Annotated in this window: 16 protein-coding genes; 9 read left to right on the forward strand and 7 right to left on the reverse strand. The window is 36.5% G+C overall.

Annotation, left to right across the window (positions count from 1 at the left end):
- Positions 1–41 precede the first annotated feature (41 nt).
- The 3 genes from gyrA to WC623_RS11430 all read right to left on the reverse strand — a co-directional run bounded on the left by gyrA (position 42) and on the right by WC623_RS11430 (position 4103).
- The gene (gene gyrA, locus WC623_RS11420; protein WP_372851072.1) at positions 42–2633 is read right to left on the reverse strand and encodes a DNA gyrase subunit A; all 2592 of its coding nucleotides are present in this window, start codon (positions 2631–2633) and stop codon (positions 42–44) included.
- Between the two features lie 131 nt (positions 2634–2764).
- On the reverse strand, positions 2765–3661 hold the full coding sequence (gene hemF, locus WC623_RS11425) for an oxygen-dependent coproporphyrinogen oxidase (protein WP_372851864.1): 897 nt from the start codon (positions 3659–3661) through the stop codon (positions 2765–2767).
- A gap of 238 nt (positions 3662–3899) precedes the next feature.
- A complete protein-coding gene (locus tag WC623_RS11430) occupies positions 3900–4103 on the reverse strand; it encodes a coproporphyrinogen III oxidase (protein ID WP_372851074.1) in 204 nt (67 codons plus the stop codon).
- Between the two features lie 154 nt (positions 4104–4257).
- Between WC623_RS11430 and WC623_RS11435 the strand changes: the two genes are divergently transcribed.
- From WC623_RS11435 to WC623_RS11450, 4 genes are all read left to right on the forward strand, one after another.
- Complete coding sequence (locus WC623_RS11435) at positions 4258–4743, forward strand: DUF4442 domain-containing protein (RefSeq protein ID WP_372851076.1); 486 nt, start codon at positions 4258–4260, stop codon at positions 4741–4743.
- A gap of 20 nt (positions 4744–4763) precedes the next feature.
- Positions 4764–5387: a helix-turn-helix domain-containing protein gene (locus WC623_RS11440; RefSeq protein WP_372851078.1), complete on the forward strand. Its 624-nt coding sequence runs from the start codon at positions 4764–4766 to the stop codon at positions 5385–5387.
- 128 nt (positions 5388–5515) lie between these two features.
- Entirely contained in the window at positions 5516–6877 is a 1362-nt protein-coding gene (locus WC623_RS11445) for an MATE family efflux transporter (RefSeq protein ID WP_372851080.1), read from the forward strand.
- A 220-nt stretch (positions 6878–7097) separates the two neighbouring features.
- Positions 7098–8036, forward strand: coding sequence for a sulfite exporter TauE/SafE family protein (locus WC623_RS11450; protein WP_372851082.1), 939 nt, complete (start codon positions 7098–7100; stop codon positions 8034–8036).
- 7 nt (positions 8037–8043) lie between these two features.
- On the opposite strand, the gene WC623_RS11455 is transcribed toward WC623_RS11450, so the two are convergent.
- The 3 genes from WC623_RS11455 to WC623_RS11465 form a co-directional block, all read right to left on the reverse strand.
- The gene (locus WC623_RS11455; RefSeq protein ID WP_372851084.1) at positions 8044–8241 is read right to left on the reverse strand and encodes a hypothetical protein; all 198 of its coding nucleotides are present in this window, start codon (positions 8239–8241) and stop codon (positions 8044–8046) included.
- Positions 8242–8276: 35 nt separating this feature from the next.
- Positions 8277–8858, reverse strand: coding sequence for a DUF4833 domain-containing protein (locus WC623_RS11460; protein ID WP_372851086.1), 582 nt, complete (start codon positions 8856–8858; stop codon positions 8277–8279).
- 95 nt (positions 8859–8953) lie between these two features.
- Complete coding sequence (locus tag WC623_RS11465; RefSeq protein ID WP_372851088.1) at positions 8954–9466, reverse strand: DinB family protein; 513 nt, start codon at positions 9464–9466, stop codon at positions 8954–8956.
- 451 nt (positions 9467–9917) lie between these two features.
- Here WC623_RS11465 and WC623_RS11470 point away from each other — a divergent pair, with 451 nt between their 5' ends.
- Positions 9918–10472 (forward strand): RNA polymerase sigma-70 factor, encoded by a 555-nt coding sequence (locus WC623_RS11470; RefSeq protein WP_372851090.1) that lies wholly within the window; start codon positions 9918–9920, stop codon positions 10470–10472.
- Here WC623_RS11470 and WC623_RS11475 read toward each other — a convergent pair.
- Positions 10469–11698: an exo-beta-N-acetylmuramidase NamZ domain-containing protein gene (locus tag WC623_RS11475; protein ID WP_372851092.1), complete on the reverse strand. Its 1230-nt coding sequence runs from the start codon at positions 11696–11698 to the stop codon at positions 10469–10471. The two genes, WC623_RS11470 and WC623_RS11475, sit on opposite strands and share 4 nt — an antisense overlap.
- 127 nt (positions 11699–11825) lie before the next feature.
- Here WC623_RS11475 and WC623_RS11480 point away from each other — a divergent pair, with 127 nt between their 5' ends.
- The 4 genes from WC623_RS11480 (at position 11826) to WC623_RS11495 (ending at position 18701) form a co-directional block, all read left to right on the forward strand.
- Positions 11826–12980 carry a FecR family protein gene (locus WC623_RS11480; RefSeq protein ID WP_372851094.1) on the forward strand — a complete coding sequence of 385 codons (1155 nt, stop codon included), beginning with the start codon at positions 11826–11828 and terminating at the stop codon, positions 12978–12980.
- 172 nt (positions 12981–13152) lie between these two features.
- Entirely contained in the window at positions 13153–16392 is a 3240-nt protein-coding gene (locus WC623_RS11485; RefSeq protein WP_372851096.1) for a TonB-dependent receptor, read from the forward strand.
- Positions 16393–16438: 46 nt separating this feature from the next.
- On the forward strand, positions 16439–17971 hold the full coding sequence (locus WC623_RS11490; RefSeq protein WP_372851098.1) for a RagB/SusD family nutrient uptake outer membrane protein: 1533 nt from the start codon (positions 16439–16441) through the stop codon (positions 17969–17971).
- A gap of 40 nt (positions 17972–18011) precedes the next feature.
- A complete protein-coding gene (locus WC623_RS11495; protein WP_372851100.1) occupies positions 18012–18701 on the forward strand; it encodes a DUF1080 domain-containing protein in 690 nt (229 codons plus the stop codon).
- The last annotated feature ends 14 nt before the right edge of the window (positions 18702–18715 follow it).

Below are 18715 nucleotides of genomic sequence, written 5' to 3' on the forward strand. Positions count from 1 at the left end.
ATAAGTGCTCAATCAGGTCTGTAATGAATCATTAAATTTATTTATTCTCCCTCAGGTTCTTCATTATCTTCCTCAGGTTCCTCTGTTTCAGTCGTATCGTCAATAGGTTCATCTTCAACCTCACCTGCTGGCTCACCATCTACAACCACATGACTTTCTGTTTCCTCAACTTCTTCATCTTCATGCTCAATTCTTGCAACAGAAGCAATTTCATCGTTACCTTTCAGGTTAATTAAACGCACACCTTGAGTTGCACGTCCCATTACTCTCAATTCAGCAACAACAATTCTGATCACAATACCAGATCTGTTAATGATCATCAAATCATCTGCATCGGTTACATTTTTAATAGCAACAAGGCTTCCCGTTTTCTCTGTAATGTTAATCGTTTTAACACCCTTGCCCCCTCTATTTGTAACGCGGTAATCTTCGATATCAGTACGTTTACCGTAACCTTTTTCTGAAACCACCAAAACAGTTGCTCCCGGATCATCAACAGCAATCATGCCAACTACTTCATCTTTCTCATGTGCAAGTGTTACACCACGCACACCAGTAGCGGTTCTTCCCATTGGTCTAACTTTCTCTTCGTTGAAGCGAATTGCCCTTCCGGAGCGTAAAGCCATCACTATTTCGCTTGAACCAGTAGTTAAACTCGCTTCTAAAAGCTGATCACCTTCATTGATATTAATCGCATTAATACCATTTACCCTTGGTCTCGAATAAGCTTCTAAAGAAGTTTTCTTAATCGTTCCCTTTTTGGTACACATGATGATATAATTGTTTTCAAGATATTCCTGATCTTTCAGATTTATTACCTTAATAAAGGCTTTGATCTTATCATCCTTAGGAATATTAATGATATTCTGGATCGCTCTTCCTTTACTTAGTCTTGAACCTTCTGGAATTTCATAAACTCTTAACCAGAAACAACGGCCGCCCTCAGTAAAGAACAACATATAATTATGGTTAGAAGCAATCAATAAGTGTTCAATAAAATCTTCATTTCTTGAATCACTACCTTTTGATCCTTTACCACCTCTACCTTGAGTACGGTATTCTGTAGCTGGTGTACGCTTAATATAGCCTTCATGAGAAATGGTAATTACTACCTCTTCATCCTCAATAAAGTCTTCCATACTCATATCTTCTGCAGAGTGAACGATAGTTGTTCTACGCTCATCGCCATACTTTTCTTTCATTTCGATCAACTCGTCTTTGATGATTTGCATACGCAAACCCTCATCGGCCAAGATAGATTTTAAGTACTCAATAGTTTTCATCAACTCGTTGTACTCATCTTTAATCTTATCACGTTCCAGACCTGTTAACCTACGAAGGGTCATATCGAGAATGGCTCTTGCCTGAACATCGGACAAACCAAATTGCTCCATTAGTCCTGTTCTCGCATCCTCAGGAGTATCAGAACTACGGATTAACTTGATGACCTCATCAAGATGATCAAGGGCGATTAGTAAACCCTCTAAAATATGCGCACGTTTTTCAGCTTCAGCAAGTTCAAACTTAGTTCTGCGGACAACCACCTCATGTCTGTGCTCCACGAAATAATGAATCAGATCTTTTAGATTCAATAATTGTGGTCTTCCTTTAACAAGTGCAATGTTATTTACGCTAAAAGAAGTTTGTAACGCAGTTTGTTTGAACAGGTTATTTAAAACGATAGAAGCATTTGCATCACGCTTAATTTCATATACTATACGAATACCATCTTTATTAGATTCGTCTTTAATATTTGAAATACCTTCAATTTTTTTCTCGCCGACAAGTTCAGCAGTACGTTCAATCATCATAGCCTTATTTACCTGGTAAGGTATTTCAGTAACGATGATAGTTTCGCGGTCTTTATGCGATTCGATTTCAGCTTTAGCACGCATTACAATACGGCCTCTTCCAGTTTCAAAAGCTTCCTGAACCCCATTGTAACCATAGATGATCGCTCCTGTAGGGAAATCAGGTGCTTTAATATGCTTCATCAACTCTGCTACAGTTATTTCTCTGTTGTCGATATAAGCTATAGTTCCATTGATGGCTTCTGTAATATTATGAGGAGGCATATTTGTAGCCATACCCACTGCAATACCAGATGAACCATTAATAATTAAGTTTGGAACTTTTGAAGGAAGCACGGTAGGCTCCTGCAATGAATCATCAAAGTTTAGTTGAAAATCAACTGTGTCTTTATTGATATCAGCAAGCATATCTTCTGCGATCTTCTGAAAGCGTGCTTCTGTATAACGCATTGCTGCTGGCGAGTCACCATCAATTGAACCATAGTTCCCCTGTCCCTCTACCATTAAATAACGTAAGCTCCATTCCTGAGCCATCCTTACCATGGTGTTGTATACAGATGAGTCACCATGCGGGTGGTACTTACCTAGTACCTCACCAACGATACGTGCTGATTTTTTATATGGTTTATTGTTTGCTAAGCCCAGATCAAGCATCCCGTACAACACACGACGGTGTACAGGTTTTAATCCATCACGTACATCAGGGAGAGCCCTGGATACGATAACCGACATCGAATAATCGATGTAAGCGGATCTCATTTGCTCGTCAATATCGATTCTAATTACTTTGTCGTTTTCTTGATTTTCTAAATCTTCTGCCATAAATATTAATGTTCCTTAAGAACGATTTAAATTGTGGTATTGTTATAACCTTGCGAATCTAATAAAAAATGCGCCATTAAGACGCATTGTGGAAAAATTTTAACCTATAAAATACGGGTTGATTCTGGCCCTTAAGCCCATATAATTCCCTTTTTAAGTTTACTTAGGGTGTAAGCCTCCTGACTACCAGAAGCTGGCTGATGGTTATATGTCCATTTTGCCATTGGAGGAAGGCTCATTAAGATTGATTCTATTCTGCCGTTCGTTTCTAAACCAAATTTTGTTCCTGCATCATATACCAGATTAAACTCAGCATAACGACTCCTGCGCAGATATTGCCATTCTTGTTCTTGTGGAGTAAAATCCTGATCTCGATTTCTGTCGATCAGTTCTGTATATGCAGGAATGAATGTATTACCTACTGCTTTTGAAAACTCCAAAAGCTGCTCAAAAGACAACCCAGTATTCTCTGGCTTAAGTCTGTCATAAAAAATACCACCTACTCCCCTTGTTTCCTCACGATGTTTGATGTAAAAATAATCATCTGCATGATTCTTGAATTTTGGATAGAATGAAGCATCAAATTCATCACATGTTTGCTTCAGCAGGTGATGGAAAAACCTGGCATCTGTATCGATAATATAATGAGGTGTTAAGTCGATCCCACCGCCAAACCAACGGGTCTGTTCATCCATTTCGAAGTACCTGATATTCATATGTATGATAGGAACAAATGGATTAGATGGATGCATTACAATAGAAACACCTGTTGCGAAGAATTCATCATTTTCAACTTTAAATGCTTTTTTTACAGCATCTGGTAGTTTTCCGTGTACAGCTGAAAAATTTACACCACCCTTTTCAATTACTTCTCCATGTTGCATGATCCGGGTTCTGCCCCCACCGCCACCCTCCCGGTTCCATATCTCTTCTTCAAACTTTGCCTGTCCATCAGCGAGTTCCAAACTGCTGCAAATCTCATCCTGAATTTTCTGATAGGCTGCTACTACTTGATCTTTAAAAACCATTTTAATTAAAACTAAGCTCAAAGTTAACTTTATTAAAAAGGCATATCACCTAAAATTACAGATAGTACATTGTTTTGACACTAATATTCCCTAATTCTGACGGTCTTATTGGAACAGTGATACCTTGCCATAACTCCCTTGCATTTTTACATTTATCGTTATGTCTGCCTATATTTAATTAGAAAATAAAAAAGACTGTATTGATACAGTCTTTTTTATTATACCTACTTACTAGCCATTACATTGTAGGCGGCATCTTTGTAGTATCAGGTGGCATAGTCTTCATGGTATCCGGATTTATAGTAGTATCCATTGGAACAGCTATAGTTGTATCAATCTTGGTACTGTCTGACGAACCTGAAACGTTTTTCGTCGAGTTGCATGCTAAAAATGCCAGACTAAACACACCGGCAGTTGCAAGACTTAAAATTAACTTTTTCATACGGTTTCTATTTTATATTCAAGTATTTAACAAAAAATATTATGAAGTGTTTTAATTTTTAAACTCAAAAAAATCTAGATTTTAACTGAAAAATTACTTGGACTTGTGCATATAAAATTTTTAAGTTCAATAATCTTTCTGATATTTAAACACCATGGTTGTATCTGAGAAAACCCTGAAATGGGCAATGTGCTTTTATCCTCCTTTATTGTTTCAACGAATATGGGTTCGGAAATTTCATAAAGGATTTCGAGGTGTGGATGTAAAAATTGCCAAAAGCCTGCTCAATAAAAATTATAACGGTTCTATTTTTGGTGGCACCATTTATGCGGCCACGGATCCATTTTACGCCTTATTGTTTGATCAGCTGTTACAACGTGAAGGATTTAAAGTACGCGTTTGGTTAAAGAGTGCCTCCATTCAATATTTAAAACCTGGCAGGGGGAGTTTGTATTTCACTATAAAAGTAACCGATGAAATGCTCGAAGAAGCTATAGATACCCTTAAAACCAATGGGAAATTCATTAAAGCTTACCCTATGGAAATTACAAACGCAAATGGGGAAATCTGTGCTACTGTAATGAATGAAGTTTATGTAAGGAATTTACATAAAGGAGAAGAACCGCTCATTGCTTATTAATATTTTTAACGCTTAAACCTATGAATATCAGAAAACTAATTTTACAAGGCGAAGGGACGACACTTGATTTTAAGAAGACTATTACCAGCAATGAAAAAATTGCCAAGAGCCTGGTAGCTTTTGCAAATAATCAAGGCGGGCAACTGTTAATTGGCGTTGCAGACGACGGTACCATAAAGGGAGTAAAATCGGAAGATGAGGAGCGTTATATGATTACAAAATCGGCCCATCAGTTCTGTAAACCAGCTATTGAGCCAGAATTTGAGGAAATATATGTTGATGATAAACTAGTGCTTGTAGTTAATATTCCTGCAAGTGAAACAAAGCCCCATTATGCTCTAGATGAAAACAAGAAATGGTGGGTTTACTATCGCGTTAAAGATAAAAGCCTGCTTGCCAGTAAGATTATAGTGGATGTAATCAAGAAAAACAATAGCAATAATGGAGTTTTAATTTCTTATACTGAACAAGAGAAAAAGCTATTTGAATACCTGGCAGAAAAAGGACGGATCACGCTTAAAGAGTTCAGTAAAATTACCCGCAGTTCCTACAGACAGGCACAGAAGATTCTGGTAAGCTTAATTATCAGTGGCCTGATCAGACCGCATTCATCCGAAAAAGAAGAATATTTCACATCGGATTAAATTGTAACTGTCATCCCAGATTCATTTCATAAAAGTCAATAACAGTTTAAACGTTTTAAACCGTGATTCCAAAATAAGTTACCATCTAGAGTAGCTAAAACAGCCGAAAAAATGCGACTTTTGCCAAAATGTTGACAAATTTATACGCAAAATACAGACCTTTTTACGCTGACAACTTACGTTTGGCTTTACCCATTGTTGTTTCTCAACTTGGACATACGCTAGTGCATCTTGCTGATAGTATCATTGTTGGTCATTTTGCAGGAACCATACAACTTGCAGCGGTCTCACTTGTGAATAGCCTGTTTATGCTGGTCTTGGTTCTTGGGTTGGGAATTTCTTACGGTTTAACCCCTTTAATTGCTCAGGAAAATGGCCGTAAAAACTACGATGAGTGTGGTAAATTGTTATCAAATAGCCTTGTTATAAATATCATCACCTCTATCATACTTTACATATTTGTTCATTTTGGAACCTTATTGGCCATTGACCATATCGGGCAATCACCAGAAGTTGTGGCTTATGCAAAGCCATACCTGGGGTATCTGGCCATTTCAATTCTTCCTTTGATGATCTTTCAGACTTTTAAACAATTTGCTGAAGGACTTGGTTTCACCAAACAAGCTATGTTTGTTTCTATCTGGGGCAACCTGCTTAATATAATATTAGGTATTATATTTGTTAAAGGGATGTTTGGAATTGCACCAATGGGTGTAAAAGGCGTGGGCTTAAGTACATTAATAGACCGCTCATTAATGGCAGTCGCAATGTCCGTTTATGTACTTCGTTCTAAGTATTTTAAAGAATACACTAAAAGTTTTCGTATAGGCTTGATTGATAAAATAAGAAGCCTTAAAATTGCTAAGATTGGAACACCAGTAGCTTTACAATATTCGTTTGAAATCAGCGCCTTTAGTGGTGCTGCTATATTAATCGGTACCATTGGTGCTGTTGAACAGGCTGCACATCAGGTAGCTATTAACCTGGCCTCTGTTACCTATATGATGGCTAGTGGTATTGCATCTGCAGCAACCATTAAAACAGGAAATAATTTTGGCAAGAAGCATTTCTCCGACCTTCGGAAGTCGGCAATAGCGAGTTACCATGTCATCCTTCTATTTATGACTGTTACTGCATTGTTATTTATATTGGCAAACAATTTCCTGCCCTATATCTATACTGAAGATACAGCTGTAATTACTATTGCTGCTCAATTGCTTATCATCGCTGGATTCTTCCAGCTTTTTGACGGAACACAAGTTGTAGGACTTGGAGTTTTAAGAGGCATTGGGGATGTTAACATCCCTACCCTGATTACGTTTATTGCCTACTGGGTAATTGGTATTCCACTTGGATATTTATTAGGAATTAAATTAGGATTAGGCGTAAATGGAATTTGGTACGGCTTAACATTCGGACTTCTTACCGCTTCTACCCTATTGTTTTTCAGGTTTCAAAATAAGACAAAAGTGCTTATTGAGAAAGTTTGATTCTAAAGTATTTTTAACGATCAAATTCTTTTACAAATTATTTTAAGGCCAAAAGCAATCCTATTGGTATTTAAGCGAGGTTTTTAAAATTAATCCTACAAAATAGGTAGATTTAATTTTGATTATTAAAAAAGTTAAATTAATATTGTCGACTGAATCAGTAGACAATATTAAAAACTATATCACCTACTTACACCATAGACGGATTACTTACGAAATAATGAATATACAAGAAAACGAAATAAAGGTTCCACTTCAGCGTAAAACTCAGGAAAACAAATGGAAACAAATAGCGTATTTATGCTTGTTAATTCTTGCAGCTTTGTTTGGTGGATATGCAATTTACACCTATGTAAGTTATGATTCCATGGTTTCTTTAGGCCAGGAGATCCATGCTCAAATGGATGATAAGTTTTATTGGATGCTTGCCATTGGTTTCTTCGCTCAACTTGTTGATGGCGCCTTAGGAATGGGTTATGGCGTAGTTTCTACTACATTAATGTTATCAGGAGGTTTAAATCCTGCAGTTATTTCAGGGAGCATACATACGGCTGAGATGTTTTCAAGTGGTGCATCTGGCTTTAGCCATTACCGCTTTGGTAATGTAAATAAAAAACTATTTAAGACGCTATTAATACCAGGTGTATTGGGTGCAATAGCGGGAGCCTTATTGCTATTTTATGCCGGTGATGCATTTTCACAATGGATCAGACCAGTTATATCAGTGTACACATTGTTACTGGGTATAAAAATTTTAAGTAATGCATTTAAGGGAAAGCCTAAACTTCAAAAAGTAAAGCGTGCGGGTTGGTTAGCAGGTGCTGGTGGTTTTCTGGATTCATTTGGCGGTGGCGGTTGGGGGCCATTAGTAACTTCAACGCTTATTGCAAAAGGCCGTACACCAAAATATGTAATTGGATCTGTTAGTTTAACTGAATTCTTTGTTACTATGGCAAGTGCAGTTACTTTCTTCTTCCTTTTAGGGGTAAGTCACTGGCAATCCATACTTGGATTGATTGTAGGTGGTGTTATTGCAGCGCCAATAGCAGCCCGTCTGGTAGGAAAACTACCAATTAAGAAAATGTTTATAGGTGTTGCTGTTATTGTAATATTATCCAGCCTGCGCATCATTTGGATGTCGGTGGCTCAAATAATCTAGACTTACATTAACTATGATTCAGGTGTTCTAAATAATCTAAACCTTCGGGTGTAATAGAAGCAGAATGCTGTACTCTATGCCTATCTATTTTTATTAACCCCATGCTTTCCAGTTCTTCATATTCCTCTTCCATTCCACCGAGTATTGAAGAGCTGATTTGCTGATCTATTATTTCCAGTAATGATTTAATTTCTTCTTTTTCCATGACTTTAAATATTAGTTACTTAAAGATAGCAAAAATTAGACTTTAATTCTTTCTGTAATTTTGGCTTTATTAGCTGTATTTGTACCTTTTAACTCTACATACTTTACATTTGGTAACCAGAAAGAGCCACCTTCAATTCTAAGAAATATTCTGTCAAGCTGAATTTTCTTATTATTTACCGTAACATATACATGATATTTTTTATCGTCGGCAGACTTCATCAAATACATTGGTAGTTTTTTATGAGATACAAATCTTAATTCATATTCATCATCGCCAATTGCTTTAGTTTGAATTCCGTAAGCAAATTTACGTTGTATATAATTTAGTTCCTCTCGTTCTCCTTTATTGCCATACCTAAGCCAATATACTTTTATGGGCTCATTCTTATATGGTACTCCGTCTTTATCTACATTAAGTTCACAAATAATAGTATTTGTATTTGGGTCTCTTTGCAAAAAGAAAAGCTGATTAGGGATGCCAGTTGGTGTCGGGAATTTTAGCGGCGATGGATTGCCCGTCTCTACACTTTGTGCATTTGCGTTTACAATAAACAATGAAGAGACGAAAAGCCAGAAAAATAAAAATAGACGGGCACTAGGCTTTACTAATTTCATGTATGTATTTTTAGAATGCAAATTTACCTCAAAACCTGTTATCTATTCTGTCAAAGCTATTATTTTACAAAAAAGAGATAGTCTTTTCCTACTTTTTAATTTGCGGAATACTGTTGCTTTATTTTTTTTAGCTGATGAGCATGTCTTTTGGTATGATAAACTACGAAATAAACTGCTTCCAAACGAGTTAAACGACCATAAACTGGTAATTCAAAGGCCAAACAAGTTGGCTCAAGGTCCAGATCTGTAATAGCCTTAGTTATATCTTCTTTTATTTTTTCTAAAGACACTAACAAATGTTCTTTATCATAGACTTTAAGTTGGGGATAAATGAAGTCTGGAGATATCATCTTAAAGTTAAAATTGAGAAAGTCTGTTTCAATTCTCTCTATCAGTTGATCAGATGCTCTAACTGTTTCTTCAACAGGACCATTCAATATCTCTCCAAAACCCGAATTTGCCATAATGATGTGATATGCTACTTGTCCGGGTGTCCAGCTTCCTTCAAATGGCACAGCATTAAATTGATCTTCATCAAATGATGAAAGCAAATTCTGAAATTCACTAATCGTATCATTTAATACTTTGACTACTTCTATTTTGTTCATCGCTTAAGGATAAAGTGTAAGGTAAAATCTAATGTTTCTATTAATTAACAATAAAATTACATAAAATTAATTTACAAAAAAGGGGCTCAAAAGCGTCAAAAATGGGGCTATTTGCGACAAATATTTATTTATTGTCATAAATATGAAATTTCAATAGTGTATCATATACACTATATGAAAAATGTGTGTATATTTGTCCTATTAAAAAATGATAAACACTTCTACTCGGAACGCTAATCAGTTCTGATAGAATTAAAGAGAAAACCCGTTCATACAGGTTTATATTTGGTTAGAATAGAGGATAGTCTGGATGGATAGCCTCTTTCTTTTTTTATAGACCTTTTGTAATTACGGACTCTAATCACTACTGGTCATTTTGAATTCTTATGTAAGAAATTTATTACCTATAATTGTAATAACATACAAGAGTTCCTGATTCCTAACAGAGATTATGAGAAATATTGATGCCAGTAATCATGCTTTAATAACACCAGAAACGGTGTTTAATCAGAATTATGGCAGTCTTTGTTACTTTGCATTTCAATTAATCGCCGACAAATCTATTGCTGAAGATTTAGTACAGGATGCTTTTGTAGCTTACTGGAGCAATAAAGAAAATGTTTCAACCCATCCCCTAGCCATTAAAGATTTCCTTTATACTGCAGTTCGGAATTCCTGTCTTAACCTGATCCGTAGAAAAAAAGTACTGGAACGTTATCTTAACTCAAGAAATGAAACAGACTTCTCAGAAGAAAAGATTGTGCATAAAATCATTGAATCAGAGCTTATTGAAAAGTTGTACCAAGCAATTAACACCTTGCCTGATGGTTGTAAAAAAGTATTTAAACTAGGTTATCTGGAAGGTTTAAGTAATACCAAGATCGCTGAAACACTAAATATTAGTGTTAATACCGTTCGTGCTCAAAAACAACGAGGATTAAAAGCTTTAAAAACGAGGCTTGACTATGAATCCTTGGCCATATTTATTGCTGTTTTCTTTAATTAATCAGGATATATAAGGTACTTTTTCCGTATTGCCTTAAACTTCTGTAGTCCTGGCTCCCAGCTTTTTCTAATGTCTGCTTCTGAAACTCCCGCTATGATCTGTTTTCTTAATTGATCGGTGCCTATACGCAGGTCAAAAGCTGATATATCCTGGCTTACTCTTCCTGGAGTAAAAAAATTAGCCTTGTCCGGATAGGCATTGTACAACTCAATTAACCATGCTAAATTAATTTGTCGGCTCTTACGAAGATTATTAATATCATACTTGCGAAGATCAAGACCATAACAAACAGCGTCTTTGTGACGTGGGCTCTCACTCATCCCTGGAATACTTATAGGTTTGTATGAAAACGAATACTTGCCATTTAATGCAGGTGCTCCCAAAATAGTAAAAGGCATATAAGTCCCCCGTCCTTCATTTATAGCAGTTCCTTCAAACATACATAAGCTCGGGAAAAGCATCACAGCTTGCTGAGTATTCAAATTCGGTGAGGGATGTATTGGCAATACATAAGGCATGTCCCGACCATAGTTGGCAACTTTTATAATATTTATTTTGCATTTCTTTTTAAGATATCCTTCACCATTAAGGTATTGGGCAAATTCGCCGATAGTCATACCATGGGTCATAGGTGTATAATGGATTCCAATAGCAGATTTATATTTGTCTTCAGTCATTACCGGTCCATCTACCACATATCCATTAGGATTTGGTCTATCAAGAATCAACAGTTCTTTGTTGTTTTCTGCACAAGCGTCCATCACATACTCTAGAGTATTGATATTAGTGTAATAGCGACAACCCACGTCCTGAAGATCAAAGACCATAATATCAATATCTGCCAGCTGTTTTTTTGTTGGTTTCTCGTTTCTTCCATATAAAGAAATAATTGGAAGACCAGTCTTAGCATCTTTCTCATCGGCTACCACAGCTCCATTACTGGCATTGCCTCTGAAACCATGCTCAGGTCCGAACACTTTTACAATTTTGATTCCTAAGCTCATTAAACTATCAACACTGCTTTTATTGCCGATTATGGAACTCTGATTCACTACCATACCAATCCGTTTTCCTTTTAGATATGGCAAATATTTTTCGGTCTGGTCAGCACCTGTAGTAATTCCCGATTTACTGGACTTACTTTGGTTTAACGATTTATTTTGTGCGGTACAATCACTACTGATCGCCAAAAGTGTTAGAAAGAGTATAGAAGTAAATCGCATCATTTTTAAGAAGGTTTATAATTTCTATATTATTGTTAAATAACTAAGATCTTAAGTTAAATATTTTTTTTTACATCTTCTTGTAGTCTTTTTTTGGATCGAGTGTTTCTTCATATTAAACCAAACAGAAATGACTCCTAACCAAGATCATTATTATATTGCTGAATTGCTAACTAAATACTTCAATGAAGATATTAGTGATGATGAGCGTGAAATCTTAAAAAATTGGGTAGCAAAGAGTGAGACAAATCAAAAATTCTTCAATCAGCTTAAAGGTGATGAAACCATTCAGTCTGGAGTTGACTTTCTAGCCAATCTGGATTATAAAGAAGGATGGAAATCTGTAAAGAGAAAAAAACGTAATCAAGGATTTAATAAACTCATACCTTACCTAAGTACTGCTGCAGTGCTCTTTATCTGCATAGGCGCTGGTATATATTTCTTCAAATCATACTCCCCAAAGGAAAATATTAAAAAAGTAAGCACTTCTCCTATCTCTAATGATTTTTTACCTGCATCCAGTACTGCTCAGCTTGAATTGTCGGACGGAAGAATTATCGATCTCGATAAACAGTCTTTTGAGATTTCGGAAACAAATGGCATTAACATAAGTGGTAGAAATGGCGAGTTGATTTATAACAGTACTGTCTCAAGTAATAGCTTAATATACAATACCATTGTCGTACCTAAAAAAGGCTTTTTTAAACTTACACTTTCCGACGGCACAAAGGTTTGGCTAAACTCATATACACGGCTTTATTACCCTGTTAACTTTGGGAAACAACAAAGAAGCATCAAATTAGCTGGCGAGGCTTACTTTGAAGTTAAGAAAGACCCCATGCGACCATTTATTGTAGAAGTATCTGGAAAAAGAATTAAAGTTCTTGGCACAAAGTTTAATGTAAATGCCTATCAACCTATTGCAAAGACAACCTTACTTGAAGGAAGTGTTAAAATAGCAATCCAGCATAAGTCAAAGATGCTAATACCCGGACAGGAAGCCATATTTTCTAAAGATGAAATTGCAATAAGGCCTGCTGATATACAAAAGGTAATGGCATGGAAAAATGGTGAATTCTTTTTTAGGAAGGATGGCATCAAAGAAATAATGGAAGAAGTTTCCAGATGGTATGATGTCGATATTTTATACAATCGAGATAATTATGGTAAGGAGTTTTCTGGAAGTTTAAGCAGATCATTGACCCTACCTGAAGTCCTGGAAATGCTTCACTTTTTAAGTGGTCATACATTTAAACTAACTGGAAGGACAGTAACTGTATCTTAGAAATCAACTTAATAATTTAACCAAATAAAACCGAAAACTATGAACAAAGAGAAATCTACACCCGTCTGATTGGTTAAAAAACGGGAGTGTTGGTCCACTCCCGTATATAGCTAAGGCTAAGCCATTATTTCTGTAATTAACTTTATTTAATCACCTTAACCATTACAAAGTTATGAAAAACTTTAGGCATGGCAAGTGGGCTGTTTTCCCACTGGCTGATTTCCACTTTATCCGAATTTTTAGAATTATGAAGCTAACATTTATCATGATTTTTGCATTTACATTACTTGCAAAAGCAGATGGGATAGCACAAAGAGTAACTGTTTCAGTCCATAATGAAGGTATAGAAGAAGTGTTTGCCCAAATTTCAAGGCAAACAGATTACAAGTTTTTTTATGACGCCCTAATTCCTGGTGAAAATTCAAAAATTACTTTAAATGTAAAGAATGAACCTATTGAGAGTGTACTTAAAAAGGCGCTTAACAATACACCTTATGAATTTAAGATCCTGTCTGGGACCGTACTCATCTCTAGTAGAAAGAAACATAATGCGCCTGAAACAACGAAAGGTCAACGACAAATTTCAGGAATAGTGAAAGACAGTGAAGGTAATCCTCTACCTGGCGCCACGATTGCAGTGAGAAATAAACCATCTGTTAAAGCCATTACCAATACAGATGGAAAATTTACAATCAATGCTGCTAAAGGTGATATACTATTTATCTCCTACCTTGGATTTAAAGCTGCTGAAGCTGTTGTAGGGGATGAACCGAATCTGACTATACAGCTTCAGAATATGGATAAATTACTAGGAGAAGTAGTTGTTGTAGGATATGGAACACAAAGGCAAAGTGAGATTTCAGGCTCTGTGACCAATTTATCTGAGAAAGACTTTAATAAAGGAGTAACCAAGAATGCGGTTGACTTATTAAGAGGTAAGGTTGCAGGCTTAACGATAACCAGTGGTAGTGGTGATGTAAGTACTGGTGAAACCATCAGGTTAAGAGGTACTTCCTCCTTAACAGGAAGCAGTGCTCCTTTTGTAGTTATAGATGGTGTTCCTGGTTTAAATATAAATTCGGTGGCCCCACAGGATATAGCATCTATCAGTATCCTCAAAGATGCTTCAGCTGGGGCAATTTATGGTTCGCGTTCGGCTGGTGGTGTAATTTTAATCACCACAAAAAAAGGGAATAACAATAAGCCAGTAATTAATTATGATGGCTATACGGCATTAGATGTGGTATCAAATAAACCTAAAATGTTAAATGGTACTCAATGGCGCAAGTATGCCAGCGATCAGCAATTGGATGTATCTGGATTAGATATGGGTGCAAATACAGATTGGTTTGGTGAAATTATGCGAAAAGCTATTTCACAAAATCATTCCGTTTCTTTATCAGGTGGTGGAGAAAACAGCCGTTATCGCGCTTCTGTAAACTATCTAGACAGACAAGGAGTGGTTAGGGGAAATGAAATGCAAACTTTAAACAGCAGGCTTTCCTTCACACAAAAAGCATTAGATAATAAACTGGAAATCACGCTAACAGGGGCGCTAACACAAAGGGATTATAGCCCTACAGATGGAAGAAATTTTGTATTGGCTTATAATATGATCCCTGTGTATCCGGTAAAAAATCCAGATGGCTCCTGGTTCGACCGAAGAGGCTATGATGAGGGTAATCCACTAAGAAATATTGAATACAACAAACGTGACAATAAGGGGAATTTGTATTACCTGAATGGACAAGCAAAACTTGAAATTCTGAATAGCTTATTTGGAAGAGTGAATGTATTAAAGGAACGTGAGAATAATGACTATGGTTCCTACAACAGTTCGCAAACAGAAAGAGGTAGAGATGATCAGGGCTTTGCTTCTCGTGAGTTTTGGACAAGGGACCGAAATTTAATTGAAACTACAGTAGAATATGTAAAATCGCCTATTGAAAACCATAACTTAACTATATTAGGAGGGTATTCATACGAAAACAACCATTATCAGTCTGCCCGTGCACAGTCTCGTCAATTTGCTACTGATTTCTTTGAATACAATAACCTTGGTGCAGGAGAAAATGTTCGTGCTGGTGATGTCGCTTCCAGTGCTAATATGAATAAGCTGATTTCCTTTTTTGGTAGGGTTAACTACTCTATTCAGGAACGCTATATCTTCACTGCTGCACTGCGTAGAGATGGATCTTCTAAATTCGGAGCAAATCATAAATGGGGTACATTCCCCTCTGTTTCTGCTGCATGGAACATAGCAAAGGAATCATTTATGAAAAATGCTCCTGTTTTTGAAGATCTGAAATTACGTGCTGGATATGGTGTAGTTGGTAATCAGGACGGTCTAAGTCCATATCAAACTTTACAATTGTATGCGCCTAGCGGAAGGTATTTTGATAATGGAAACTGGTTCCAGGCCTATCAAATCAGTCAAAATGCAAATCCGGATTTGAAATGGGAAGAAACCAGCATGTTAAATATAGGGTTGGATTATAGCTTATTTAAAGGAAAAATAAATGGTGTGATAGAGTTTTATGATAAGAAAACAACAGATCTGTTGTATATGTATCAGGTGCCTGTTCCACCCTACTTATACCCCACAATGATTGCCAACGTAGGTACTATGTCTAACAGAGGTATAGAATTCCTGATCAATGGAAACGCAATACAGACCAATAATTTTAGCTGGAACATCTCTTTAAACATGGCGCATAACAAAAATGAAATCACCAGTTTATCTAATTCTAATTTCTCTACCTCGTCAATAAAACTTGGTAGTGCTGCTGTTCGCGGAGCAGCAACAACTACAACTCATATTATTGAAGAAGGAAAAGCTGTTGGAACGTTTTATGGCTGGAGAAATCTTGGTCTTGATGCTGCTGGTAAATACATTATGGATGATATGGTTGATGGAAAAGCAGGTTTAACGGATAACGACAGAACTTATATTGGTTCTGCGCAACCAAAACTAACTTATGGTATTAATAATTCTTTTACTTATAAAAAAATAGACTTCAATTTCTTCTTAAGAGGCGTGTACGGCAACGATGTACTGAATTTTTCGAGAATGGCTTATGCAACAACTTTATGGCTGCCGGGTGGCAATGCTCTAGAGGAAGCATTGGCAAATGGCTTAACAGACAACCCTAAATACAGCAGTTATAATATTGAAAAGGGATCATTCCTTCGCCTGGATAATGCAAGCCTTGGCTATAATTTCGATACACAACACATTAAACATTTAAAAGGCTTAAGACTTTATGTGAATGCACAAAACTTATTTGTGATTACAAGCTATAAAGGACTAGATCCTGAGGTTGATATGAGTGGACTTGCACCGGGAATGGAAGGTCGGGATTACTATCCAAAGGCTAGAACTTTTTCTATTGGTCTTAATGTAACACTTTAAGAATGAAAACAATTCAATCAGATTTTAATATTTTAACAACAATCAGATGAAAGTATTAAGTAAATTATTCCTGGTTCTTTTTTTTGCCTTATCACTTACAGGTTGTACAAACCTTGACGAAGAACTTTATGATAAACTGCCTACTGATCAGTTTGGCAATTCAGACAAAGAAATAAATGCATTGATTGCACCAATATATCGCACTTTAAAACCAATCTGGAGCCCTGCCTATTTCTGTATGGTTGATGGTTCTTCGGATATGGCCATTACCCCAACCCGAAAAGGTGGAGATGGATGGGAAGGTGGTTTATTTAAAGAACTTCGATTCGGCACCTGGACATCCGGAAATCGTTATGTAACAGATTCTTATAACGCTATAATGAGGGGTGTTTCAACCTGTAACCAGATTTACCACCTTATTAATACCAGTCAGACAGTAAAGGACAAAGAACAGATTTTAAGTGAAATCAGAGGTGTTAGGGCTCTATGGTATTATTTTCTGATCGACAACTATGGTAACGTTCCAATAGTAACAGATTTTACAAGTACGGAAAAACCTAAAACTTCACAAAGGAAGGAAGTCTTCAATTTTATCATCAAGGAACTCCTTGAAATCAAGGATAAGGTCAGAGCTGATGTTTCAACAGCCAGCTATGGAAAGATGACTAAAGGTGTAGTACATACGCTATTAGCTAAAATGTATTTAAATGCTATGGTATGGAATCCGGAAGGCGGTTCTAAATGGCAGGAATGTATAGATGAAACAAATGAGGTTTTAAAGCTGGGTTATATTTTAGAGCCCAATTGGAAGACCAATTTCCAGGTTAGGAATGAGGTATCAAAAGAAGCCATATTCCCAATAGTTTTTAGTACCGTTGATGGTGGAAATATTATGCTGCAACATACCCTACACTACCTGAGTAATGCTGCCCTTGGATTAAATACAACTGGTTTTAATGGGATTAATGCCATGCCTGGATATGTGCATGAGTTTGATGATGCAGACAAAAGAAAAAACTGGTCATTCCTTACCGGACCTATGACTAATCCAGCTACTGGTGAAGTATTGATTACGGCTCATGGTCGCCCTTTAATTCATTTTATAGATTTTACATTTAAATATGGCATTGACGCAGATGGCTGGGGACAGGTTGAGCAGGAAGATGGTGCAAGGTGTTATAAATGGGAATTTGAAAAAGGAGTTAACGGGAATATGGAAAATGATTATGCTATTTTCCGCTTAGCCGATGTATACCTGATGAAAGCTGAAGCTATGTTAAGGTCTGGTGGAAGTCCGACTGATGCAGCGGAACTGGTAAATGCAGTAAGAAAAAGAGGTTTCGATGATCCTTCTCAGCTTAAAACATCAGTTACACTGAACGATATTTATAAGGAACGGAGATTTGAGTTTGCCTGGGAATTAGTAAGCAGACAGGATATGATAAGATTTGGGACTTTCTTACAGCCTATTCCAGGTCCTGTAGGTAGAGGCGCAATTGCCCCGACACGATTAATTTATCCGATTCCCAGAACTGCACTTGACGCCAATCCAAACTTAACACCAAACCCAGGATATTAAAAGTAAAACCAAAACACTATTATAAAACCAAATTAACAACATGAAAACAAAAATTTATTTCCCCATTTGTCTTGTTTTACTTACCGGAGTGCTATTAGGCTTTACGGTTATTGAAACACAAAAAGATAAAAAGCCGGGAAAATGGGAATCCTTAATCCAGAATGGTTCAACCGACGGCTGGCATACTTATTTAAACAAATCTCCTGTTGGATGGAAAGTAGAGAATGGCATACTTTCTACTATCGGAAAACAAGGTGATATCGTTACGGATAAAATCTATAAAAACTTTGAACTTTCTTTGGAATGGAAAATAGAGGCTAAAGGTAACAGCGGGATATTTATTAATGTGGTTGAAGATCCTAAAAACAAGAGAATGTATGAAACTGGACCAGAATTTCAGATCATCGATGATCTCAATTACCCCCAGGAATTAACTCCTTCCCAAAAAACAGGATCATTATCGGACGTAATCCCTCCCAATGGGACTAGGGTTAAAAACGTTGGTGAATGGAACCATACCAGGATACTTGTTAATAATGGACAGGTAGAGCACTGGCTAAATGGTAAGAAAATATTGTCGTACGAACTAGGCTCTGCAACATTAAAGGAACAAATAGCTGCCAGTAAATTCGCAAAACTTCCTTATGCTCAGGCTACTGAAGGTAGAATTGGATTACAGGATCATGGAGGCCCTGTATTCTATAAAAACATAAAAATCAGAACCTTATAAATTAAAATAACCAA

This window comes from Pedobacter sp., from assembly GCF_041645105.1.
Taxonomy (GTDB): Bacteria; Bacteroidota; Bacteroidia; order Sphingobacteriales; family Sphingobacteriaceae; genus Pedobacter.